Below are 24,164 nucleotides of genomic sequence, written 5' to 3' on the forward strand. Positions count from 1 at the left end.
AACAAACGGTTGATTTAAAATAAATATTTATATCCCAATCCAAAAGTATTAAAGTTATATTTAGACTTAAAGTTCATATCAAGTGAAAATTTCAAATAACTATTTTTAAATACTTTATAATGAGAATTCATTCTAAAACTCATAAAATTATCCTCAAAAGAATCAAAATAATAAGCTCCCGAAGCATATAATTTAAATTTAGAATAATCATCTCCTAGGTTTGCTTCTATACCTGCTCCTCCAAAATATCTATTTTTAATTAAATAAACAGGGAGAACTTTTACTTTTTCGTCAATATTTGAAAATTGACAAAATCCTTCTAAATACGGAACTACTTTAAAATTTTTCTCTCGATTTGATGCTGATTTTAGTTTTGAACTTAAAGTAAAATTAACATTTGAAATATTTGGATAATAATCTGTTACAAAATAAGAATCTACCTCTAAAAACTTAAAATATTTATTATAGGCTCCATTCCATTGTAATTGGTATATATTATCTTTATATGCTTCCCAATAATTAGCTGGGAAATATTCTAGACTGGTACTTACGTTGTATTTAGTTGTTATATAATTTGCCCCTGCTTTTGCATTATAATATAATTCCCCACTTAAATCTTTTTCTAATCCTAATCCATAAGTATAAAAAAACTTATCAATCTGATCAGGTTGCTTTCTTTTAAACTCATAAGCGAGTTCTAAAATGGTTGCTATTTTATTATCTGATGCTTGATCTACACTATATAATTCTTTATGTTTAAGGAAGAAATCATGAGAGTTTCTTTGCTTATCAAAATGACCATACTTTAAATAATTTCTAAAATTTGTTTTCTTATTTATAAAATAACTTAAACTTGAATTTGCATCTAAATAATCACCGTATAGATCTTTTATTTTCATTTCTATTTTTTCTCTATTGATAGCTGTAAAAATAGTAGGGTATTTACGGATTAATTCTTCTTGTGTTTCAATATCAAAATAAACAATTTGTTGATTTAAATGTTCTTTTATTTCTTGAAATATTTTCTGATCTTTTATTTGTAATAGGACACCACATGCTTCATCATATTTACCTAGAACTTCATATATCTGAAACATTTTTTGCTTAATAGCTTCATCATTTGGATTTTCGCTTACATATTTACGGTAAAATTGTTCAAGTTCTACATATTGTCTTAACTCAAACATCCATGACAGACGAGTATCAGCTCCTATTAAAGGGGTAAATTCTGACCAATTAATAGCATTTTGATAATCTTCATCTTCATTAACATAACTCCAACTAATATCTGAAACTAAATTTTCATTAAAATAAGATGTAGCTGGATCTAATGTTTTTAAATATTTAAAAGCTTCTTCTTTTGCATATACAAGAGCATGGTAAACATAAGCTTCTTGATTTTCGCAATTAGGTTCTAATTGAAATATTTTAAATAATACTTTTCTTATTTCATCATGATCTTCAGAAGGTGTAATTATAGATAAGTAATCTTTTAACACTGATAATTTTTCATTATTCCATTGATATTGATTACATATCCATTTTGTATGTAATTCTTCTGAAGAATAACCTAATATGTTTGATAATTCAAATGAATAATTAACGTTATGTTTTGAAGGATATTTATCACAATGTTTTTCTAATAATACCCAAACATCATCTCCTTTATTATCCCATGACATATAAGTAGCATATTTATTCCAAATAGCATAATTAATTTTAGGCTGACTCATCATTAAGGCTAACAAATGTCTTTTTTCTTCTTCTATTTTTTTCAAATAATCTTCAGTAGTAAAACCACCTAGTTTACCTGCTAGAAAAAGCCCTCTGTTTTTTTCAAACAGTTTATATTCTTCTAGTATTTTATTAAAAATTAAATCATCTTCAATTATCTTTTTTTCAAGCGTAAAAGCTAATTTATTATTAGATTTGAGAGAAACTAATTTCCCTCCCATAAAATCAGCTATGTGATAATTCTTTGATTGGTTAACTAATTCTTCTTTATTTTTTTGACTCAAATCGTCAAAAAAGACTCCCCAAGTATTTCCTTTTTCATTAAAAAAATCTGTTTCTTCAGTAACAATATATTTTTCACCTATGATTGAATGACGGTATTTAGATCCTCTCCATTTCATAACGATAGGCGCAGCATCTTTTACTGTATAAAAATCACTTTGAGGATTTAAATCTTTAAATTCAGTTAAAAAATCATCAAAACAACTATAGAGCGTTTTCTTCCCTTTTTTCCAATTTAACCCGAGATCATTCCTTAATTCATAATGATATTTTTTCTTTTTCTTTTCTTTTGTATTACCTATTTGAAAAACATCATCTGGATGGACGAAATGGGTCCAAACTCCTGTATACAAATAGGTAGAAAAAATATTATAATATTTTTCATCATTAAAATAAAAACCACTGGATATTCTAGGATAATCAAATAAATCTTTATGACAGGGTTCAAAGTCAAATTCTCTATCTCCTCCTTCTTTTTTATCTCCTAAATACAAACTTGAGAAATATTTTAGAGAGGGCATTCCTTTTTTTAATTCTACTATTCCATAAGCATCTATATAATTCGAAGGAGGTACATATGTAACTGGAAAATCTCCAAAATTATTAACTAGCCATTTTTTCTTAGTAGCTTTTAATGAAAAAAATATATCTTCTGGATCTTCCCACTCTTCTTTTAATAATGAAACGTGGTTATAACCATGAAATCCTAATTCATGATTACCGTTAAGCAAATCATGTGTTAAGTAATTAGAAGTTCCTTTTTAGTTTCTCCTTTTCCTTGCATTTTGGCAAAGTCCCATTGTTTAAATGAAAAGGGGCATGCCGAATATCGTCATAATCAAAGGCAAGTAATGCGGTATATTTTATACCGTATTTATCGGCTATTTTTTTCATATCAGGCCACCATTTTTTATATACGAACTCATTCATAGTTAAGTTGTACTCTGTTTTGATAGGCTCTTGTTTGACATCATACAACGGAGAAGGAAAGTCATCTAAAAATACGGTACTTGTATTAGCCAAAGGATATGGGATACCCGACAATCCTTTTAATAAAAAAGTAAACAACAATCCTCTATCTCGTTTTTCAAACATTTTAGAAGTATTGCAACAAATTACTTTACCAAAACCTATATTATTTTCCAATAGTATAGGCATAGTCATCTGGCTATCAGACCATATGGTAACTCTTAAATCAGACTTAAAATTAGATTTAGCGAAAGCAAAATGTTTAGTATCACTATAAAGATTAATTTGTCTTTTACCTCCCAAAGGAGAGGCATTTATAGACATTCCTTTAGTCTCAATATCATAGCTCAAATCCGAATCATAACGCATTCCCCAAAAATACATAAAACGTTGATCTTCTCCTATATTAGGAAAGATCAGGGTTCCTCCCGCACTAACAAATTTTAATAAGACAGGTATAGTTTGATTACTTAATCTTTTTGTATCATTAATAACTAATACTCTAGCTGAATTTTCAATTTTTAACTGTTCATTGAACCTATCTACTATTTTAAAATTAAAAGGTATTTTTGTATAATCACATAATTTTCTAAAATGTTCATAATAGGTCATAGAGAGATCATCTTTTGAATCTAATATATACTCTACGACGGGCTTTCTACTCAAGCTTGATGATTCATATGCTGATAATAAATCTTGCTGCTGTCTATTTCTTAAATAATCATTTTTTAATCTATAAAGAGAATCTACACTATTACAATTAAACAATATGGAAGAGAATAAACAAAACATCAAAATTTTAAAAAACCATATTGGAAATTTGACTTGAAAACGGTTTATTGATGATTTCATATACCTTTAATTGATTGCTATCAAATATTTTTTTAATTTTTCTACCTCTTAATCTTAAACGTTTTAACCTATCTAATAATTTAACATTTAATTCTTTATACTCAACACTTTCGTATTTAAACACAAACACACTAGAGGGCAAAATAAATTCGGGATGTTTAATTAAGAATTTATTTCTTTTTATATTTTTAGCATAAATATAATCTACTTTAAGATAACGCGAACCTAAAAAATCGTCATAAGTTAAAAAATAACGTCTTCCACTACTTAAGTTAAAATATTCATTTTTATTAACTACTGCATAGGTTCTATCTAAATAATTTCTTAAAATCTCTTCGTTAACTGCTAGAATATTCTGGTGTAATTTTTTAGTCTCATTCATAGGTAAAAACAAAACATTCTTTTGTAAATAAGCAAAAATGAATATTGAAAAAAGCACAACAAAACCTCCTTGGTATATGTGGTATCTATTTTTTGAAAATAATTTAATAAAATCTAATACAATAGCTATGTTTATACCCATTAAAATTGGTATAAAAACAGATAAAACTTTAAATAACAAATCTTTATCTATCCATTCATTATCTACTTGAGTTAACAAATAAATAGCTGTTACAAACAAAAAGACTAATACTTTTTTTCTCCATCCTTTTTTAAAAAAATAGCAGATAATAAATTTAATATAAAGCCTATTATAAATATAATCTGATAATAAAATATTAATCTATCTACTTCTATTCTTATAAAAGGATTTGAAAATGATAATTCTACATCTATTAAAGTTCTTCTCAAAATATCATTAAACCTTTCTTGATGCGTAATCAGAAAAGAACTATAAATAGAAATAATAATAATCAATGAAAGAATATACATTTGAAGTACTACTGATGATTTATTCTTTTTAAAATATACGATTACTAAAAAAACTACTAAAAAGGCAATAAAAAAGAAAAGCATATAAGTCTAGAAGTCCTATAGCAATAAAGGCTATTAAAAACTTAAAATATTGTTCATACTTTGTATATGGTAACATTTTTAATTTAGTCATATAAATAACTAATGGCAAAATCAATGTAAAAGATAGTAAAAGAGAACAACTCTGATAAAAGTTTGTAATATCAGAAGGTAAAAATGTGAATCCTAGAATATAATAAACTGTTACAAATATTGGAATAATAATCATTGATTTTGTTATTTTTTGAATAAACCAAAACACCACAATTGTCATTGACAATAATTGAAATATAGAATATATGTATATACTTATTTCTAATGAAGAGTTTGTTATATGAGAAAGAAAACTAACAAAAGCATATACCCCTTCTGGGTTAATTTCTTCAGTAAACCATTTAGATCCATCTTTTGCTTTTATTTTTTCAAGTGTATCAAACCAATTACTTGAAAAGAGATAATGGTCAAATTTTATAAAATAAAAAGATATAAGACAAATTGAAAATAACAAAAACAAGAGAGAGGAGATAATATATACATTTCTCCTTTCTATCTGTAGATGCGCATTTGAAAAAACAACTTTCCAGTTAAACTGGTTACTTTCTACTTTTTTCAAAACTAAAAGCAATCGTCGTTTGAATTTATTAGCGATAATACTTGGTAACTTTATAGGATTTACAATACGTAAATAGTCACATAGTCCAACAACTACGAGTAAGCCTGTAACAACTAGTCCATCATATATTTCTAAGTTAATCGTTATAAATAAAATTACAATGAGTAAACTTAGATACTCAAAATATTTTCTAATAATACAGTCTAATAAAAAATTAAAATCACGACGCAATAACACGTATTTACGTGTTGTGAATAAAATAATTAAGACAATGATTAAAATTTTTAGTATTCCTACCCCTATAGCTGTGTAAACATTCATACTAATCTTTTATTTTTTGCAAGGAAATTTCCGATATACTGTAAGTCATATTTTGCGATTTAATTCTTTTTCTTATTTTTTTTTATCTGACCTTCATCAACAGCATATTCTAGTAATAACGGTTTTATTTTATATCTATTAATTGCTTGTTTTAGACTACCTAAACGCTCTGAAAAACTTTCGTTATTTCTTATTAAGTATTTTTTTTCTTTAAAATCATAGTCTGTATACACTGATTCTATGAGAACGTAATCAATTTGACGATATAATACTCTTACTAAATCTAGACCTGCATTTTGGACTAAAACTTTGGTTGGATATTCTCTTTTGATATCCTTTATAAATGCGACTAAATCATCCTGTAAATTACGTTGTACACCATATTCAGTATAATTATCTATATTATCTAAAAAAAGACCATCATATCCCATATAAAAAATATTTTGTATTCGGCTTTTTAATACTTTTTGGATTTTTGACGAACCAATATCTAAATAATAACTATTCCAATCTGTATTTTTCTCACTTACAACACTTTTTAATAATTTATAATCTTTAGCATCTTCATTAATTTCACCTAAACTTATGTAAGCAATAACTTTTTTATTGTGTCTCTTTAAATATGAGACTTCATTGTATGTAAAATGAGCTGATTCTACAATTAATAGATCATAACCAGAAACCTTTGTTACATCAAATTTACCATAACAAACTAAAAATTTGGTCTTTGAATGAGCATTCAAAGAAAAACAAAGAAACAACATAATGAGTTTAAAATGACGCATAATAATAATAATCCATTTTTTTAAAAAAATTATACAAATGATAGGACGTAAATAACATAAAAAATAAATTGCCCATTAAAAATCCTACAACACTCAGATCATAAGAAAAAAACCTACTAAAAAACAATCCAAAAACCATATTAATTACAAAAGAATATAAAATACTTTTGAGAGGAATTTGAGGTTGTCCTAAAGTAAAAAAATGTAAAACATTTAATACAGAACAAGAAAAGAAAAAATATCCTAAAGAACCTATTATACAAACTTGTTTATTTATACTATTCAATTTTATTTCAAAAAAAGCATCATACCCATGAGGTGAATATAATATAAATAATTCTATTATAAAAGCGACACAACTTGTCAAGACGAGTAACAAAAAGTTACCTAAATAAGTATCAATAAAGCCTTTACCATAATTTTGTATAGTATCTAAGGTAACTTCTGACTGTAATCTATCTAATAATTTAGCAAATCTAACAATCCCAAATTCAAAAACACCAGCAACTAAAAGATAGGTAAGTAACGCTATATCCATTCCTATTTCATAGTCTTTCTCAAAAAAAATGAAATATAAAAATCGTTCTTTTTCATGTACTGACCAAGCTATAATTCGATCTAAAAAGACATATAAGAAAAACAACATACCATAAAAGAAATACATGTAATTATTATAAATAATAAATTCACTTTTTACTTCTTTCGTAGAATAACTAGGATCAAAAGCGTTATGCTTTTTAAAAAACCGAATTAAATATAGCCATAAAATTACTACAACAAGTCCTAATCCAATCCAATGAGTAAAATAAATATACAATGGTGTAAAGACTTTTAGTCCTAATGAAAAAGCAGAACCTACTATAATAACGATTGGAATTACAATTCGTTCTTTAAACACATATAAAGGAGCTATCATAAGTAACATACCTCCTATAAAAATAGAATATATCCCACTCAGAATAGCCATTTCAAAGGCAAAAAATTCTAACAAAAGGAAGATAAAACAAATATAGCGTTTACAAAAAACAATAATTTAAACCCTGTTTTCATTAAATATACAGTAGTTTGAAAAACCATTTTATTGTTTTTATGATTCCAATAAAAAGAAATTTGTTTACTGATTACAGTTACAACTCCCCCTGTTAGCACCAAACTGGAAATAACTCCTATAACTACCGAAGTAGATTGTAAAATATTAAAATCAGAATAGACCCACAATGAATAACCAAAAACTACAACACAAAAAACTTGAAAGAAAATAGGGAAAACATAGAATATACCTATTAAATAATCTTTAAAAAAATCTTTGACTTCTTCTTTTGATAACTTAATTAAAATTGATTCTTTTTTTCAACCAAAACTTTATCACTGTATCTTTTTAATAGTTTTTTATATACTACTTGTGAAAGATTAGCTATTGATGGAAAACCATAGTCATTCTGCACGTCAATTTCACGAATCCCAAAAGATTCTATTATTGCCTGCGTAACGTTTACACTCATAGGTTTCCCCACTCGCTTTTGAACTAAAAAAACAAGTTGTTCTACTTTATCATTTTTTAATTCTACCTCTATCATTTTTTCATATCTAATAGTTCTTGATATATTTCTTCGTACTGATCAATAAACTTATCTATTGTAAAATAATCTTCTACTCTCTTTCTACAAGCAATCTTCATATTTTCTCTTAAAGGATGATCTTGTAGCAACTTTAATACAGCTCTTCCTATATCTTCTGGATCTTTAGGCTTACATAATATACCACATTCTTCATTTAGGGCTTCTGCTACACCACCTACATCAGTAGATACAACAGGTATGCCACAACTCATAGATTCAATAATAGTATAGGGGAATCCTTCTGATATAGAAGTCAAAATAGATATATCCCCTTCGCAAAATACAGCTTCTGGTTTAGGATTAGGTCCTAAAAAGAAAAAGTTTTTTTCTAGCCCTAATTCTTCAATTAGTTTTAAACATTTTGACGTATATTCTGGAACTGCATCATTTTCTCCATGCACTCTATATTGTACATTTGGCAATACGTCTGCTACTACTCTACAGGATTTAATCATTGTCAAAATATCTTTTAACTCAAAAATCCTGGCCATAGCAACTACGGTTGGGATATCTTTAAATTCCTTTGGTTTTTCTAGAGGTTTGAAACGTAAATGATCAATTCCATTATAAACTACTCTTAATTTATCTTGTTCAGCACCATACATTAACTCCCATTTAAAGTTAAATTTATTAACTGACATGATAATATCAGATTGATGATAAGAAGCTCTAGCAGAACACTCTGATAAACGGATTAAAAAATCTTTCAAAAAATAAGAACTTTCTGACTGGCTAATGGCTAAAATTCTTTCACGTATATATACTCCATGCTCTGTTAATAAAATTGGTGTACCATAAAGATATTTTTGTACTATGGCTGGCAAAACTATAAAACTAGAAATAGTTAAATGAATAATATCTGTTTCTGGAAAATCAATAGAAATAGGTAATAAAAAATGATAGATCCAACGCATTGCATATGTTAAATCTAGGAGTGAGATCTCTTTTATCCCATAATATTCTGTATAGGTCACTACTTCTTGCTTGAAAGTGTCCCATATTTTTTCATTTTTAAATACCAGTTTATAATCATTATCTTGAAAAAAATACCACATTCCGATAAAAACTTCGATCAATTCATTTGCATCAATATGCTCAGAATAGATACATGCCAAAAGTCTTTTAAAAAGAGGAATAAATTTAATTTCAAGATCTTCTAAGAAGAGATATTCTTTTTTAGAATAAAATCATAATATGTATCTTCAAACCGAATAACTTCTTTTGGTTCAAGTGCATACCAAATGGGAACTTGAACAACTTCTAAAATTGACTCATTTAATACATATTTAGGCTTAGTTTCGTAGAAAGCATTTACGGAATAAATCTTAAAATTAAATTTATTGATTTTATTACATAATATATGCGCCCAAGTTGACACACCTCCTCCATGAAAAGGATAAGTTCCTTCTAAAGCCATAAGGATACTCGGTTTGGACATAAAAAAGTTTAGTTTGTTTTCAGGCTATGAAAGTAATTTTTTTTTACGAAATCTTTCTGTAGAAATATTTCTATCTAACTCTACTCCTTTTTCAAGAAAATTAAACAGATTATGTGCTAACCAAGGCCCTAACATAACACCTCTTGTCCCTAATCCATTTAAAATATGCAACCTTTTATAAACAGGATGGGTTCCTAATAAAGGTCTTCTATCTTTTACAGTAGGTCTAACTCCTGCAAAATGTTGAACAATTTCAAAATCACAATCAATTAATTCTTTTAAATTATTGATCAATTCATTTTTACCTTCTTCTGTTGGAGTATCTGTTTTATCTTCCCAATTATAGGTAGCACCAACCTTAAATAAGGAATTTCCTATTGGCAGGATAAAAATACTTGATTTTAAAACTACATCTAATTTTAAATTTGGAGCTTTAATTATTAATAATTCTCCCTTAGTTCCATCCAAAGGGAGGTCATTAAAAAAAGGATTATTCACTAATCCAAACCCTTCTGCAAAAATTATATTTTTATAAGACATTCCTTTATAAACTAGATATTCTTCAAAAAACTCAATAGATTTATAATCAAATCGTTCATTAATAAAACTATCTTCAGCTTTTAAATAATTAATATAAGCATCAATTAATGAAGAAATTTCAAGATAACCAGTGGACAAAACCTCTCCGAAACCAAAATCAGAAGTAATTGATTCATACTTTTTATGTATAATTTTGGGAGAAAGAAATGGAGACAGATTAGGTTTATCACAAGCTTGGAACCAATTGTTCTGTTCCTCTATTGAAGCAAATTTTCTAAAAACAGGTATAGGAAATACGAAATTAGTTTTTAATTTAACTTGAAGTGCATTTAAAAAAGGTATACTACTATCTATTTGTTCCTTTGCTTTCCAAACTTCACTAAACCTTTTTAGTATAACAGGATTATAAAGACCTCCTGCGATTCTAGAAGAATTTGTAGAAAAATCTTCCAAAACCCTTATTGATTTTCCATTGCTCTTTGCTATTTCTGCAAAACTAATACCCGCTATACCTGAACCAACAATTAAATAATCAATCATGGTACAAAGATAAAAAAACTCTTATTTTAAAAATAAGTTTTAACATTTTATATAACTTATAGTCACATAAACATTTTTTTAGCACATAAATAAAATAAATAGGTAATAAATTTAACATTTATTTTAGTGTTTAATAGTAATAAATATTCAAATTTAATTCTACATAAATAATAAAAAGAAAAAATGTTTATTAAAATATAGGATAAATAAAAAACTCCTACCTTAAGTAGGCAGGAGTTTTTATTATGTAATTGGAGAAATTTACTATTAATAAGTCCACATATCTTGTTCGAAATCACGGATTTTATCCTTTACTCTTTGTGCTTCTATTAACTGCATTAAAGAGTTATCTTTCATATACTTAGATATATCACGGTCATTATAAATATTTTCTTCTTTATAGATAACTGAGTTAAATCTTCTTGAATTTAATAAGTGATCAAAAGAGATAGGCATAGAAGAATTCTTTTCATTAAAAGCTTTAGCTTCATGTAATATTTCTCTTGCATCTGGATAAAATACCCAGAATAGATCGATATAATCTTTTTCTTCTTCTGATTTCCCCATAGTGTAAACATCTGGTATAACTGGACAAATTCCTAAAATACGATAACGTAAATCAGATTGTCTTTTATCAAAATACCATAATCCAACTATTCTATAATCAGAAACATCAATAGATGCTAAGTCTGTTTTGTTAATATATTCAGGAGAGATAAATTTTGAAGCAGGAACCACTTTTGTTTCAACTCCTACTTTTTTACGTTTTTTACCAGTACCTTCATATACAGGAACTTCTACTGTTCTGCTTCTATAAGCATTGATATCTGAATTCATCTCTTCACGACCTGCATCAGTAGTATCTATCTTAGTAAGCGAAGCGGTAATATCTTTTAAAGTTTTCTTTTCTCTAAAATAACTATCTCCATACACTTCAGTAATCTTTCCTGACTTTATACCCTTTACTAAAACATCGTAAAGGGAACGACGATCAGAACCTATACTAATTGTGTCAATTGGATAATACAAAGAAAAGTTAATACGCTCATCTAAGTCTATTATTTCCCATACTTTTTTAGACATCAAGATATCTCTATCGTCTACATAACCGTAGTCTAAAGGTTTATCATTATCCTTAGTCTGTTGAGCTGCAGATTTTAAACCAATTTCTTGAGGTTTTTTTGCATTCAACAAATTTGATTGAGCGAAAGTTGATATACTTCCACTAACAAAAAATGCTAATACTAAATTTCTCCAATTCATACTTTTCTATTTGAGGCGTTTAAAAATTAAACGAAATTTATGCAATTATTATTGTACTTCATAAGTACAAGATGATACACGTTTAGCAACTTGATCAATACCTGAGAAAGATGCTTTGATCTCAGAAATTACTACTACGTCTCCTCTTTGTGCTTTTTGGATAGCTGCTTTTGCTCTACCATCCATTTTATTACCAGTAACTACTATTGTTGGTTGGCCTGGAACTTTAACATTAAATTGTGTAACACGTACATCTACTGGAAAGTCAAAATCTTCCATCTCAGCAGTTACAGTACATACTTCTAGGTTAGATTTAGAACCTTTTGCAGAAACTTCTCCACGAACTTTTCCTGTAGGAGCTGGTAAACCTTTGATTCGAAATTCTTTTTTATCAGAAACAACTTTACCATCAGGTAACTTTGCACTTACATTAATCATTAATGATGTACCAGGACCTGGTTTTAAAATATATTTACCATTTCCTGTTTTAGTCATACCAGGAGCTGATGCGTTTACATTATTATCAGCTACACCAGCAAAAGAAATTGAAATTGGGTTAGGTACACCACGGTAAACTACATTCATCTTATCTGCTGAAATTGTAGCAGAGTTAGGACGAGGTACAACTACATAAGTTCCTGCGAATTTTAATGGAATTGTTTTCCCATCCTCTAAGAATGTAAACTGACCATTAATATTTTGCTCACCTACTCCACCAGCAGTAGTTGATATAACCGCTTGACCATTTTCTAAACGTCCAGGACCTTGAAAAGAAGTTGGCTTAGTATTTTCATCATAACGACCTAACACTACTTTTCCTTTAACTTGTTCTCCTTGGAAATAAGCATTCTTTTCTAATACTACAATTGCTTGGTAATTACTATAAGATGCTGCCTGTACTGCTGCCTTACCTAAAGCTGCACTAATTACGTCAGATTCTGCTTTTTTAGCATCATTTTGCCAAGCTGATAATTTAGCTAAAGAAGCGATAGAGGGAAATCCCTTGAAATGATAATTTAAAAATTTATCTTTAGAACCATCTGTTTTTACCACATCTTTAGTATCAAATTTATTTAAAACTTCATTTAAAATATGAGCATATTTTTTCTCTGATCCTAATGCGTTTTTTAAATCTGATTTGTACGTTTCAATAGCATCAACGACTGCTTTTCCTTTAGGAGTATAATTTTCTCCTTGAAACCACGTCTCATCTAACTTATCACCTTTATCCATAGCCTCATATGGCAACTTACCATTTTCCAAAGCGACATCTTTTGTTATATCTGCTTTTATACCATCTATGAATGAATAAAATTTATTTGAAGCAGCTTCTACTTTGTGAGCTGTTGCTGCTGCCATTGCAAATTCTCCTTTTGCCTCTGTAGCTTTCTGATCAAGAGAAGCTAACATTTGCTCATTAGTAGACTTTGCTGATTGATTAGACCCTTCAAATCTTTCGTTCATTAAACCAAATGCTGAAAGGACTTCTTTTGACATATTCATTGCCAACATAGCGACGAAAACCAAATACATAAGGTTTACCATCTTCTGTCTAGGACTTAAATTACCTCCTGCCATTCTTTTAGAATTTTTTAGTTATTAAATAATTATATTAGAAAGACATGAAGATTATCCTCTATTACTCATAGCAGACAACATACCTCCATATACGCTATTTAATGTAGCGATATTTGTTGTCATAGACTGCATTTGTTCTTTTAATTTAGCTGCATTTTCTGCAATTTCTTGGTTTGCCTCTGCATTACGTGAAGCACTTTCTAACTGTGACTTGTATAAATTGTTTAAAGAAGCCATGTTATTAGCAGCTGCTAACATTTCATCTGCATATTTCTTTTGTCCAGCAATAGCGTCTACTGTAGGTGCCATATTTTTAGCAGCTCCTTCGAAGTTTTTGATACTATTTCCTAAGCTAGCCATTAATTCACCATCAATTTTTGCTTCTTTTAGCATAGCATCTAATTTTTGAGATAATACACCTTGTGCTTCAACTGGTTCTTCTTTTTTCACTCTCTTAGCAGCTGGCTGTCCTCCTGCTAATTCAGGATAAACTAAAGTCCAATCTAACTCTTGAGCTGGTGTTTCAAATGCAGATAAACCAAATATTAAAGCTTCTGTACCTAAACCAGCAATAAGCATAACGCTTGCCCCTGGCCAGTGCATTAATTTAAATAAAGCTCCAACGATTACTACTGCCGCACCAAACCCGTATGCGAAGTTCATTACTCTAGGTGATAAAATTGCCATAATAATAAATTTTAGTTAAGTTAAATAATTATGATTGTGGTATAAAATAAATGTATTAAAAAATCTTATTTTGATGCGTTACCTGTTGATTCTGTACCCATATAATCTTGAATAGTACGGAAACCTATGTAACTTCTAGCTGAATCTGCATATTCAAAATCACGAGTACTTACCTGTAAGAAATACGCTACATCTTTCCAAGAACCTCCACGTGTTACTTTACGCATATTTTTTTGTTCCGAAACATTTGGATTCATTGTAGACAAAAATTCATAAGCTGTTGGATCATAAGAAGAGTCTGTCCATTCCGCTACGTTACCTGCCATATTGTACAAACCATAATCATTTGGTTCATACGCATCAACTTCAACAGTATATAAAGCTTGATCAGCTGCATAATCTCCACGAGATGGTTTAAAGTTAGCTAAATAGCACCCTCTATCATTTTTCGCATAAGGTCCTCCCCAAGGATAGGTTCCTGATTCTAGACCTCCACGAGCTGCATATTCCCATTCAGCTTCTGTCGGTAAACGATAAGCACTTACATTATCTTTATGAGATCTTTTTCTTGCTCCGTTATGGTATAAGGTTCTCCACGCACAAAAAGCTTTTGCTTGTTTCCAAGAAACTCCTACTACAGGGTAATCGCCATAAGCTTGATGCCAAAAATAATCATTGTGCATTGGTTCATTATAAGAATAAGCGAAGTCTTTAATCCATACTGTTGTATCAGGATAGATAGTTACCTCTTCTTGTTTGATAAATTCTTTACGCTTACCTACTTTAGCTTTAGCTGCTGCTTGAATATCCATCCAAGTATACTTGAATTTTAAGTTTTCAGAACGTAATGTTCTCAAACCATTGAAAGCTTCTTCTGCAGGAATATACATAGAATCCATTACTTCTGCATAATAAGCATCAGGATATTCACTAGTTTTCCATTTGATTGGAATTTTCTTATTTAATTTTCTTCCTGAGTATGGATCATCTCCTGTACCGATACTATAATAGTTATCATACATATACTTATCATAAACTGACATTTTAGTTGTATCAGCATCTAAAAAAGCATAATCTGCTATACTACCTCCTTTTGAGGATTTTTTTCCGTCATTCTTCTGACCTAACTCATCAGCCGCTATTGCCAACTTTGTTCTAACAATAGAGTCTCTCACCCAATGTACGAACTGACGATACTCACTGTTTGATATTTCAGTTTCATCCATATAAAATGAACGTACAGTTACTGTTTTTGTTGGTGCATCTTGAACATTAGCTAAATCGTCATCTGATTTACCCATAATAAAAGACCCTCCTGGAACCAATGTCATCCCATAAGGTTTCTCAGGATGCCAAGCCTTTCCCTTAACACCAACAAGCTGGCCATTGTCTTTTGAACCGCAGCTGTATAAAAACATAACAAGTACTGCTGATAAAATGAACTTCTTCATATAAATTTGGGTTATGTATGTATTCACTTCTACTTTAAGAATGTAAACCTATCTATTTATTTCCTAATTACCAAAAAAACGTTAAAAAAACTTACAAAAAAAATTTTCTACAACAAATTTTTTCTTTGTGCTTTCCACCATCTTTCAGGCACTACTCCTTCACAAGCATCTAAATAATCATCATAGGTACAAGGAAGTAACGTAATTTTTTTAAGTTTATTATAAGAATTCGACAAAAAGGTATTTCTATCCACCAACGACCTGTTTTATCGCTCTTATAAAAAATAAGTTCTTCTTCTAAAGGTACAATATATTTAATAAAATTACTTTTTGTTCCAAATGGATATTCATTAGATCGATAGTGATATCCTTCTATAAAATACCAAATTACTTGAGCAATTAATACTGATTCAGAACTAGTATATTGATGATTAAAAACACCAAAAGAGGTTACTTTATCACTAATTCCTGCATATCTTGAAAAAGCACAAATTTCTTTTCCTGAAAATCCATTGGGCATAAAATCAGTAAAATTACCTGAATTAGACGACATAACAGACCTCATATCAATAGAAACTAAATCAGCATCTCTTAAAACAGGCTCTGTAATGGTAGGATCATGCGCTACTTCTCCTAGACGATAGGCATCAAAATATAATTTTTCTACCAAATCAATTTCTTCTTGTGAATTAAAATAGGTTTGATAGCCAATATTACTATAATTAAAGAGATTATTAGGTTCATCAACAATCATCTTCGTTAGAAAGGAATCAGCTAAACAGCCATTATCTCTAGCAAAATCAAATTGACTATCTATCGTTACAACGTTAACCATCTGCTCTAGCCTATCATAACCTCGATACATAGCATAAGTTAAATCTTGAGAACCTCCGATGATAATTGGAATAATATTATTCTTAACCAATTGTTCTATTAATTCTTTGAGAACAAAATAAGTATCTTCTATACTTTCTCCTCCTACAATATCTCCTAAGTCAGCAATATTAATATTCCAATTACCGGGATATAAGGAATAAAAAGACCTTCTTATTGGCAGCAAATCCAGATTATCGTTGTTGTTTTTACTCCCTCTCTCTTCTAAAACACCAACAACAGCAATGGATACATCTGTTAAATCAGGAAATTCTTGATGTGTATTAAACCGAATTTTTCTACCAAGTGTAGCTTCGGAAAAATTATGAACATCAATCAAGAAATCAACTTCTAAAGGCTTTAAAAAATCAAACACCATTATTTACTTTTTTTGACTGTTGTTTTTTTAGGTGTCGTTTTTTTGTTGCAGCTTTTTTTGCAGGTGCTTTTGCGTCAATCATTTCTTGAACTTTTTCCAAAGTTAACTTAGAAGCATCTACATCTTTAGAGAGCTCAATCTTAATTTTTCCTTTTAGAATTACTGAACGCCCCCATCTGGCTTTTTCAACTCGGATACCTTCTATTTCCCAATTATGAATTATTTTTTCACTTTCTTTTTGTAATTTATCTTCTATTAACTCTGTTATATCAGAAGAAGAGAGATGATCAAAATTATATTTTTTATTAACATTAATAAACATTCCATTCCATTTTATAAATGGTCCAAAACGTCCTACTCCTTTTTGAACATCGATCCCTTGATATTGACCTATAGGAGCATCTGCTTTATTTTTTTCGTCGATTAGTTGTTTTGCTCTGTCTAGTGTTACATCTAATGGGTCTTCGCCTTTAGGTAATGATATAAAGGTCTTTCCAAATCTTACATAAGGACCAAATCTTCCATTATTCACTTCTATTTCTTCACCATTATATTCTCCTAACATTTTAGGTAATAAAAATAGATCTAAAGCTTCTTCTAAACTAACAGTTCCTATATTTTGTTCAGTTCGCAAACTGGCAAACTGTTTAGCCTCATCATCAGCATTTCCTATTTGAACCATAGGTCCAAATTTACCTAAACGAACTGAAACTGGTTTACCTGTTTTAGGATCAACTCCTAAAATTCTTTCGCCACTTTCACGTTCAGCATTTTTTTCAACATCTTGAACATTTGGATGAAAATGTTTATAAAAATCATCCATCATATTTTCCCATTCTTTATTTCCTACAGCAATTTCATCAAAATCTTGTTCCACCTTTGCTGTAAAGTTATAATCTAAAATGGTTTCAAAGTTTTTAACTAGAAAATCATTTACAATTGTTCCAATATCTGTTGGCACTAATTTTCCTTTATCAGATCCCACATTTTCTGACAAAATTTCTGCCTTTATTTGCTCATTTCTTAATGTTAATTGATTATATCTACGTTCAGCTCCTTCAAAATTTCCTTTTTCAACATAATTTCTGTTAATAATAGTTGAAATAGTAGGTGCATAAGTAGATGGACGACCAATTCCTAATTCTTCAAGTTTTTTCACTAAAGAAGCCTCTGTATAACGAGCAGATGGTCTTGAAAAACGTTCAATAGCGGTAATATAATTATTTTTTAAAGCTTCATTTACTTTCAGAGCAGGCAACATACCTTCTTCTTTTTCATCTTCATCATCATTTCCTTCTAAGTATACTTTTAAGAAACCTTCAAACTTGATAACTTCTCCTGTAGCTACAAAAATTTCCTGATGATTATGAGCTTGAATTTTTACATTAGTACGTTCTAGTTGTGCATCACTCATCTGTGAAGCAATAGTACGTTTCCAGATCAAATCGTATAAACGGGACTGATCTCTATCTAAATCAACTGTATGACGTGCCATGTCAGTAGGACGAATAGCTTCGTGAGCCTCTTGAGCACCTTTAGATTTAGTAGCATAATTACGAGGTTGACTAAATTCAGCTCCGTAATAATTAGAAATTTCAGCTTGTGCAGCCCCCATTGCTTCTTGAGATAGATTTACACTATCCGTTCTCATATAGGTAATTAATCCTGCTTCATACAAACGTTGTGCTACTTGCATAGTAATTCCTACAGGCATATACAATTTACGAGCGGCTTCCTGTTGTAAAGTTGAAGTAGTAAAGGGTGCGGCTGGTGACTTTTTAGTAGGCTTTGTTTCTAGATCCGAAACTTTATAGTTAGAACCTATATTTTGTTGTAAAAACTTCTCAGCATCTTCCTTTGTTGCAAAGTTTTTAGGGAGTTTTGCTTTAAACGTTTTTCCTTGTTGATTAGCAAATTCAGCTGAAATACTATACGTTGCTTCAGATTTAAAGTTTTGAATCTCACGCTCACGTTCTACAATTAAACGTACGGAAACGGATTGAACACGTCCCGCAGACAAACCACTTTTAACCTTTTTCCATAAAACAGGTGATAATTCATATCCTACTAAACGATCTAAGACACGACGAGCCTGTTGTGCATTAACTAAATCATAATTAATAGTCCTTGGATTCTCTATTGCTTTTTGAATAGCTGTTTTTGTAATTTCATGAAAGACGATGCGTTTTGTCTTAGATTGGTCTAATTTTAACTCTTCCGCTAAGTGCCATGCAATCGCCTCTCCCTCGCGGTCTTCATCGGATGCCAACCAAACCATTTCAGCAGTTTTAGACAAATCCTTTAGTTTTTTCACTAAAGCTTTCTTATCAGAAGAAACTTCATATTTAGGTTTGAACTTATTTTCTATATCTACCCCCATTTCTTTTGAAGGTAAATCGGCTATATGCCCAAAACTTGATTCAACTTGAAAGTCTTTTCCTAAAAATTTTTCTATAGTTTTCGCCTTTGCAGGCGACTCTACGATTACTAAATTCTTTGCCATTTGTAACGTTTATTTCTTCGGCAAAAGTAGAAGTTTTTTTTAAATCCCATTTTTATACCGTTATAATATTCCTAAGAAATACTTTTCCTCTAAACATAAATAAACAATACATTAGTACTACCCCACCCAACTTAAACAAAAATAATATAAAATATTTCCAAAACTTTCAACTAAACAAATATGACATCTTGTCAGAATAAAAAATTTAGTATTATCTTTGCAATCTCAAAAATACGAAAGCGTTTTTATGGAAAAGGTAATTGACGAAAACAAACAAGGAACAAGCTTGGTTTTAGAACAGAACCAGCAAAATACAAAAAAGATGTTCATAGAGAGTTATGGATGTCAAATGAACTTTTCGGATAGTGAAATTGTAGCCTCTATCTTAACGGAACAAGGATATAATACAACACAAAATCTTGAAGAAGCTGATTTAGTTTTAGTAAACACTTGCTCCATTAGAGATAAAGCTGAGCAAACCGTCCGTAAACGTTTAGAACAATATAATGCCATCAAAAAAATAAATCCTACTATGAAAGTAGGTGTTTTAGGCTGTATGGCAGAACGTTTAAAAGAAAAATTCCTAGAAGAAGAAAAAATTGTAGACTTAGTTGTAGGACCAGATGCCTATAAAGATATTCCAAATTTATTAAGCGAAGTAGAGGAAGGTAGAGATGCTATTAATGTTATCTTGTCTAAAGAGGAGACCTATGGAGACATTCAACCAGTTCGCTTAAATAGTAATGGGGTAAATGCGTTTGTTTCGATCACACGTGGATGTGATAATATGTGTACGTTTTGTGTGGTTCCTTTTACCCGTGGTCGCGAACGTAGTCGTGAACCACAAAGTATCATAGAAGAAATCCAAGATTTATGGAACAAAGGATATAAAGAAGTTACTTTATTAGGTCAAAATGTAGATAGCTACCTTTGGTATGGAGGCGGTTTAAAAAAGGATTTCGACAAAGCGAGCGAGATACAAAAAGCGACTGCTGTTGACTTTGCACAATTACTAGATATGTGTGCAAATAAATTTCCTAAAATGCGATTTCGTTTTTCTACTTCTAATCCACAGGATATGCACTTAGAAGTAATTGAAACAATGGCAAAACACCATAACATCTGTAAATATATTCACTTACCTGTACAATCAGGAAGCACACGTATTTTAAAAGAAATGAATCGCCAGCATACCCGTGAAGAATATTTAACACTTGTTGACAAAATTTATGAAATCATACCTGAAATTTCTTTATCACAAGATATGATAGCTGGTTTTCCTACAGAAACAGAAGAAGACCACCAAGACACTTTAAGTTTAATGGAACATTGTAAATATGATTTCGGATTCATGTTTGCTTATTCTGAAAGACCAGGAACTTTAGCGGCTCGTAAAATGGAAGATGATATTCCAGAGGAAGTTAAAAAACGTCGTCTAAATGAAATTATTGATTTACAACAAAAGTTAGGCTTACAACGTACTCAACGCTTCATAGGACAAATAGTAGAGGTTCTAGTTGAAAAAGATTCAAAACGTTCGGATCAACATTGGAGCGGAAGAAACTCTCAAAATACAGTTGTCGTTTTCCCTAAAGAGAATTATAAATCTGGAGATTTCGTTTTAGTCAAAATTACGGATTGTACTGCTGCTACTTTGATAGGTGAAGCCGTAGGCTATTCTGAGATTATGCAATAAATCGGTCAAAAAAATAAATTCAAAAATATTTCTTTAGGCTTTTAACTTTTAGAATTAAAGTAAATGGAATCTGTTCAAACCATAAAACAACGATTTGAGATCATTGGTAACGATCCGAAATTAAATCGAGCTCTTGAAAAAGCTATTCAAGTAGCTCCGACTGATATTTCTGTATTAGTTATTGGTGAAAGTGGAGTAGGTAAAGAAAGTATTCCTAAAATCATACATGCCTTATCTCATCGAAAACATGGAAAATACATCGCTGTAAACTGTGGTGCTATACCTGAAGGCACAATAGATTCTGAACTATTTGGTCATGAAAAAGGAGCTTTTACAGGTGCTACTAATACTCGCGAAGGCTATTTTGAAGTAGCTGATGGAGGAACGATTTTCTTAGATGAAGTAGGCGAATTACCATTAACAACACAAGTTCGTCTACTGCGTGTATTAGAAAATGGCGAATTTATAAAAGTAGGTTCTTCTCAGGTACAAAAAACAAATGTAAGAATTGTTGCTGCTACTAATGTTAATATGCAAGAAGCTATTTCTAAAGGTAAATTCAGAGAGGATCTTTATTATCGTTTAAGCACAGTTGAAATAGGACTTCCTGCATTACGCGAACGAAAAGAAGATATCCATTTACTATTCAGAAAATTTGCTTCTGATTTTGCTCAAAAATACAAAATGCCTCCTATAAAATTAGAAGACAATGCTATACAATACTTATTAAAATACAGATGGGGTGGTAATATTCGTCAATTACGTAACGTAGCTGAACAAATATCTGTTTTAGAAACGAATCGAGATATTTCTGTTAATACTCTAATGTCTTATATCCCTAACGAAGGAAGTAATTTACCTCAAATTGTAGGTCAAAAATCAGAAAGCGATTTTTCATCAGAAAGAGAAATTTTATACAAAATTCTTTTTGACATGAAAGCAGACCTAAACGATCTTAAGAAATTGACTCTAGAATTAATGCAAAACGGAAGCTCTAAAGTACAAGAAGCTAACAAAGGGCTGATTCAGCGTATTTATGGTCAAAAAGAAGAAACAAATCCATACTTTGAGGAAGAAACAACACTTCAACCTATCGCTAACACGACACATATACAGGATGAGTTTGAAGATGAAGATGATGACAGCAATTATATCTTTGCTCATACTATTGAAGAAGAGGAGGATTCATTACGATTAGATCAAAAAGAAATTGAGTTAATTAAAAAAGCCCTAGAACGAAATAAAGGCAAACGAAAAGCTGCTGCTGACGAATTAGGTATATCAGAAAGAACCTTATATCGAAAAATTAAACAATTTGATTTATAATTTTTAATATTTTATCAAAAACGTTTATACAAAAACTCTATTTTTGAAAATAGATACTCATTATCAATATTATGAAACAATTAAAACATATACTTTTTCTCTTTTCCCTACTAACACTATCTTCCTGTGGCATCTATAACTTTACAGGAACTGGTAAGATAGACGCTAAAACATTTCAAGTAAATACATTTCAAAATGTTTCAGAACTTATCGAACCTGGAATTGAGAGAAAATTTACCTTACGATTACAAGATTTAATTCAAAATCAAACAAACTTGAATCTAACCAGTACAAATGGTGATTTAGTATATGAAGGAGAAATAGTAGATTACCGTATAAGTCCTATGACCGCTACTGCTAATCTAACTGCTGCACAAAACAGACTTTCAATTACAATCAATCTCCGATTTTCAAACAAGAATAAATCAGGAGAAAATTTTGAAAAGAAGTTTTCTTTTTATTATGATTACCCCGCAGCAGAACAATTAACAGGAGGTAAATTACAAACAGCTTTAGATGAAATATTTGAAAGAATTACGCAAGACATGTTTAATGAAACATTAGCTAAATGGTAATTTATGAATACAACAGAACTTACCTCTTTATTAAACAGCCCTAATACAATTACTCATTTGCAATGTAGTGATCTAGAGTCTGTATTAAAAGAATACCCTTATTTTCAAAGCGCTAGAAGCCTTTACTTAAAAGGGTTACACATTCAAGACAACTTTAAGTATAATACTGCTTTAAAACTTACAGCTGCTCACACAATTGACAGAACGGTACTTTTTGATTTTATTACTAACAAAAATTTCGCTCAAGAACTAGATTTCACAAAAAACATATCAGTCAAAGATGTTTTTGAAACCATTAATGAAATAAACGAAATTCCAACAGCAGTAGAAAGTATCACTAAGGAGATTGAACTACCAGAAGACATCATAGACCTAGACCTTCCTAAAGAAGCAGAAATACAAAATAGCATCTCAGATGAAGAAAAGTTAGAACTTTCTGTATTAAATTCTATTATTATAGCGAATGAAACAACAGACAATCAAACAGAAAACATTATTATAGAAGAATCTATTTCATTAGAAAATCCTTTAGAAAAATCTATTTTGTCATCCATAACAGAATCATCTCAATCTAGTAATAACATTGAAATTCCTACATCTCCTAATCCTTCAATTAGAGAAAGAATCTCTTGGTTAGAGGACACCATTGATTTAGAGCAAAAACAAGAAATAGAAATTTATCTCGATAAACCTATCATACTAGATGATAATAAAACACTTTCATTTCAAGAATGGCTTCTTTTATCTAAAACAACTCCTATTGAAAGGTCTGAAAACAATATTATCATAGAAAATCAAGAATCTGTAGTGAGAACAGTTGAAGAAAATCAAATTAAAGATATTTCTACAACAACTTCTTCCCTAACAAGCAAAGAATTAGAGATAACAGAAAAAACGGAAAAAGATATAAATTCAAAAATGGATTTGATTGATAAATTCATTCACAATAATCCGAAAATTTCACCTCCAAAAGATAATATTCCTGTTCCAAACTATATCACTAAAAAGAATGACAGTCCCTATTTAATGACTGAAACTTTAGCAAAAATTTATTTAGAGCAAAAAAAATATACAAAAGCAATACAAGCTTATGAAATTTTAATTTTGAAATATCCAGAAAAAAGTAGTTTATTTGCAGACAGAATTTTGGATATAAAAGATTTACAACAAAATAACAATAGATAAA

20 protein-coding genes and 1 pseudogene are annotated in these 24,164 nt (G+C 29.8%); 4 read left to right on the plus strand and 17 right to left on the minus strand.

What is annotated here, in order from left to right; genetic code table 11:
- Positions 1 to 14 precede the first annotated feature (14 nt).
- The 17 genes and pseudogenes from JJC03_RS01365 to topA form a co-directional block, all read right to left on the minus strand.
- A complete protein-coding gene (locus JJC03_RS01365) occupies positions 15 to 2,747 on the minus strand; it encodes a DUF2194 domain-containing protein (RefSeq protein WP_235873850.1) in 2,733 nt (910 codons plus the stop codon).
- Between the two features lie 16 nt (positions 2,748 to 2,763).
- On the minus strand, positions 2,764 to 3,777 hold the full coding sequence (locus tag JJC03_RS01370) for a DUF2194 domain-containing protein (protein ID WP_258932568.1): 1,014 nt from the start codon (positions 3,775 to 3,777) through the stop codon (positions 2,764 to 2,766).
- A gap of 7 nt (positions 3,778 to 3,784) precedes the next feature.
- Positions 3,785 to 4,438, minus strand: a complete 654-nt coding sequence (locus tag JJC03_RS01375) for a hypothetical protein (protein ID WP_235873852.1) — start codon at positions 4,436 to 4,438, stop codon at positions 3,785 to 3,787.
- A 26-nt stretch (positions 4,439 to 4,464) separates the two neighbouring features.
- Entirely contained in the window at positions 4,465 to 4,710 is a 246-nt protein-coding gene (locus JJC03_RS01380) for a hypothetical protein (protein ID WP_235873853.1), read from the minus strand.
- 28 nt (positions 4,711 to 4,738) lie between these two features.
- Positions 4,739 to 5,725: a hypothetical protein gene (locus JJC03_RS01385; protein ID WP_235873854.1), complete on the minus strand. Its 987-nt coding sequence runs from the start codon at positions 5,723 to 5,725 to the stop codon at positions 4,739 to 4,741.
- A 59-nt stretch (positions 5,726 to 5,784) separates the two neighbouring features.
- On the minus strand, positions 5,785 to 6,510 hold the full coding sequence (locus JJC03_RS01390; RefSeq protein ID WP_235873855.1) for an endo alpha-1,4 polygalactosaminidase: 726 nt from the start codon (positions 6,508 to 6,510) through the stop codon (positions 5,785 to 5,787).
- Positions 6,497 to 7,477: a hypothetical protein gene (locus JJC03_RS01395; RefSeq protein WP_235873856.1), complete on the minus strand. Its 981-nt coding sequence runs from the start codon at positions 7,475 to 7,477 to the stop codon at positions 6,497 to 6,499. The genes JJC03_RS01390 and JJC03_RS01395 overlap by 14 nt, the downstream gene beginning before the upstream one ends.
- Before the next feature lie 364 nt (positions 7,478 to 7,841).
- Positions 7,842 to 8,087, minus strand: coding sequence for a hypothetical protein (locus tag JJC03_RS01400; RefSeq protein ID WP_235873857.1), 246 nt, complete (start codon positions 8,085 to 8,087; stop codon positions 7,842 to 7,844).
- Complete coding sequence (gene pelF / locus JJC03_RS01405; protein ID WP_258932068.1) at positions 8,084 to 9,244, minus strand: GT4 family glycosyltransferase PelF; 1,161 nt, start codon at positions 9,242 to 9,244, stop codon at positions 8,084 to 8,086. Before pelF ends, JJC03_RS01400 begins: the two co-directional genes overlap by 4 nt.
- 41 nt (positions 9,245 to 9,285) lie before the next feature.
- Positions 9,286 to 9,546 carry a DUF3492 domain-containing protein gene (locus tag JJC03_RS17115; RefSeq protein ID WP_258932070.1) on the minus strand — a complete coding sequence of 87 codons (261 nt, stop codon included), beginning with the start codon at positions 9,544 to 9,546 and terminating at the stop codon, positions 9,286 to 9,288.
- Between the two features lie 45 nt (positions 9,547 to 9,591).
- The gene (locus tag JJC03_RS01410) at positions 9,592 to 10,647 is read right to left on the minus strand and encodes an NAD(P)/FAD-dependent oxidoreductase (RefSeq protein ID WP_088400446.1); all 1,056 of its coding nucleotides are present in this window, start codon (positions 10,645 to 10,647) and stop codon (positions 9,592 to 9,594) included.
- A 267-nt stretch (positions 10,648 to 10,914) separates the two neighbouring features.
- A complete protein-coding gene (porN, locus tag JJC03_RS01415) occupies positions 10,915 to 11,910 on the minus strand; it encodes a type IX secretion system ring subunit PorN/GldN (RefSeq protein WP_088398351.1) in 996 nt (331 codons plus the stop codon).
- A 48-nt stretch (positions 11,911 to 11,958) separates the two neighbouring features.
- Complete coding sequence (gene porM / locus JJC03_RS01420; RefSeq protein ID WP_088398350.1) at positions 11,959 to 13,488, minus strand: type IX secretion system motor protein PorM/GldM; 1,530 nt, start codon at positions 13,486 to 13,488, stop codon at positions 11,959 to 11,961.
- Positions 13,489 to 13,539: 51 nt separating this feature from the next.
- Positions 13,540 to 14,175 (minus strand): type IX secretion system motor protein PorL/GldL, encoded by a 636-nt coding sequence (gene porL, locus JJC03_RS01425; protein ID WP_088398349.1) that lies wholly within the window; start codon positions 14,173 to 14,175, stop codon positions 13,540 to 13,542.
- A gap of 65 nt (positions 14,176 to 14,240) precedes the next feature.
- On the minus strand, positions 14,241 to 15,626 hold the full coding sequence (gene porK / locus JJC03_RS01430; RefSeq protein WP_088398348.1) for a T9SS ring complex lipoprotein PorK/GldK: 1,386 nt from the start codon (positions 15,624 to 15,626) through the stop codon (positions 14,241 to 14,243).
- A gap of 107 nt (positions 15,627 to 15,733) precedes the next feature.
- Positions 15,734 to 16,878 (minus strand): annotated as a pseudogene (locus JJC03_RS01435) (formimidoylglutamase).
- Positions 16,868 to 19,381, minus strand: coding sequence for a type I DNA topoisomerase (topA, locus tag JJC03_RS01440; RefSeq protein ID WP_235873858.1), 2,514 nt, complete (start codon positions 19,379 to 19,381; stop codon positions 16,868 to 16,870). The pseudogene JJC03_RS01435 and the gene topA overlap by 11 nt, the downstream one beginning before the upstream one ends.
- Before the next feature lie 247 nt (positions 19,382 to 19,628).
- On the opposite strand from topA, the gene miaB reads away from it, so the two are divergent.
- The 4 genes from miaB to JJC03_RS01460 all read left to right on the plus strand — a co-directional run bounded on the left by miaB (position 19,629) and on the right by JJC03_RS01460 (position 24,163).
- Complete coding sequence (miaB, locus tag JJC03_RS01445) at positions 19,629 to 21,077, plus strand: tRNA (N6-isopentenyl adenosine(37)-C2)-methylthiotransferase MiaB (RefSeq protein ID WP_088398345.1); 1,449 nt, start codon at positions 19,629 to 19,631, stop codon at positions 21,075 to 21,077.
- Positions 21,078 to 21,140: 63 nt separating this feature from the next.
- Complete coding sequence (locus tag JJC03_RS01450; RefSeq protein ID WP_088398344.1) at positions 21,141 to 22,403, plus strand: sigma-54 interaction domain-containing protein; 1,263 nt, start codon at positions 21,141 to 21,143, stop codon at positions 22,401 to 22,403.
- Between the two features lie 71 nt (positions 22,404 to 22,474).
- Positions 22,475 to 22,978: an LptE family protein gene (locus JJC03_RS01455; protein ID WP_088398343.1), complete on the plus strand. Its 504-nt coding sequence runs from the start codon at positions 22,475 to 22,477 to the stop codon at positions 22,976 to 22,978.
- Between the two features lie 3 nt (positions 22,979 to 22,981).
- Entirely contained in the window at positions 22,982 to 24,163 is a 1,182-nt protein-coding gene (locus JJC03_RS01460; RefSeq protein ID WP_235873859.1) for a tetratricopeptide repeat protein, read from the plus strand.
- The last annotated feature ends 1 nt before the right edge of the window (position 24,164 follow it).

The sequence above is a fragment of the Flavobacterium oreochromis genome (assembly GCF_019565455.1).
GTDB classification, from domain to species: Bacteria; Bacteroidota; Bacteroidia; order Flavobacteriales; family Flavobacteriaceae; genus Flavobacterium; species Flavobacterium oreochromis.

Bases quoted from the DNA above. Each gene is read 5' to 3' on its own strand.
- JJC03_RS01410 (WP_088400446.1), bottom strand. From the start codon at position 10,647: ATGATTGATTATTTAATTGTTGGTTCAGGTATAGCGGGTATTAGTTTT.
- JJC03_RS17115 (WP_258932070.1), bottom strand. From the start codon at position 9,546: ATGGCTTTAGAAGGAACTTATCCTTTTCATGGAGGAGGTGTGTCAACT.
- JJC03_RS01400 (WP_235873857.1), bottom strand. From the start codon at position 8,087: ATGATAGAGGTAGAATTAAAAAATGATAAAGTAGAACAACTTGTTTTT.
- porN (WP_088398351.1), bottom strand. From the start codon at position 11,910: ATGAATTGGAGAAATTTAGTATTAGCATTTTTTGTTAGTGGAAGTATA.
- JJC03_RS01370 (WP_258932568.1), bottom strand. From the start codon at position 3,777: ATGTTTTGTTTATTCTCTTCCATATTGTTTAATTGTAATAGTGTAGAT.
- JJC03_RS01385 (WP_235873854.1), bottom strand. From the start codon at position 5,725: ATGAATGTTTACACAGCTATAGGGGTAGGAATACTAAAAATTTTAATC.
- JJC03_RS01455 (WP_088398343.1), top strand. From the start codon at position 22,475: ATGAAACAATTAAAACATATACTTTTTCTCTTTTCCCTACTAACACTA.
- porL (WP_088398349.1), bottom strand. From the start codon at position 14,175: ATGGCAATTTTATCACCTAGAGTAATGAACTTCGCATACGGGTTTGGT.
- miaB (WP_088398345.1), top strand. From the start codon at position 19,629: ATGGAAAAGGTAATTGACGAAAACAAACAAGGAACAAGCTTGGTTTTA.
- JJC03_RS01390 (WP_235873855.1), bottom strand. From the start codon at position 6,510: ATGCGTCATTTTAAACTCATTATGTTGTTTCTTTGTTTTTCTTTGAAT.
- JJC03_RS01395 (WP_235873856.1), bottom strand. From the start codon at position 7,477: ATGGCTATTCTGAGTGGGATATATTCTATTTTTATAGGAGGTATGTTA.
- JJC03_RS01450 (WP_088398344.1), top strand. From the start codon at position 21,141: ATGGAATCTGTTCAAACCATAAAACAACGATTTGAGATCATTGGTAAC.
- JJC03_RS01460 (WP_235873859.1), top strand. From the start codon at position 22,982: ATGAATACAACAGAACTTACCTCTTTATTAAACAGCCCTAATACAATT.
- porK (WP_088398348.1), bottom strand. From the start codon at position 15,626: ATGAAGAAGTTCATTTTATCAGCAGTACTTGTTATGTTTTTATACAGC.
- porM (WP_088398350.1), bottom strand. From the start codon at position 13,488: ATGGCAGGAGGTAATTTAAGTCCTAGACAGAAGATGGTAAACCTTATG.
- topA (WP_235873858.1), bottom strand. From the start codon at position 19,381: ATGGCAAAGAATTTAGTAATCGTAGAGTCGCCTGCAAAGGCGAAAACT.
- JJC03_RS01380 (WP_235873853.1), bottom strand. From the start codon at position 4,710: ATGTATATTCTTTCATTGATTATTATTATTTCTATTTATAGTTCTTTT.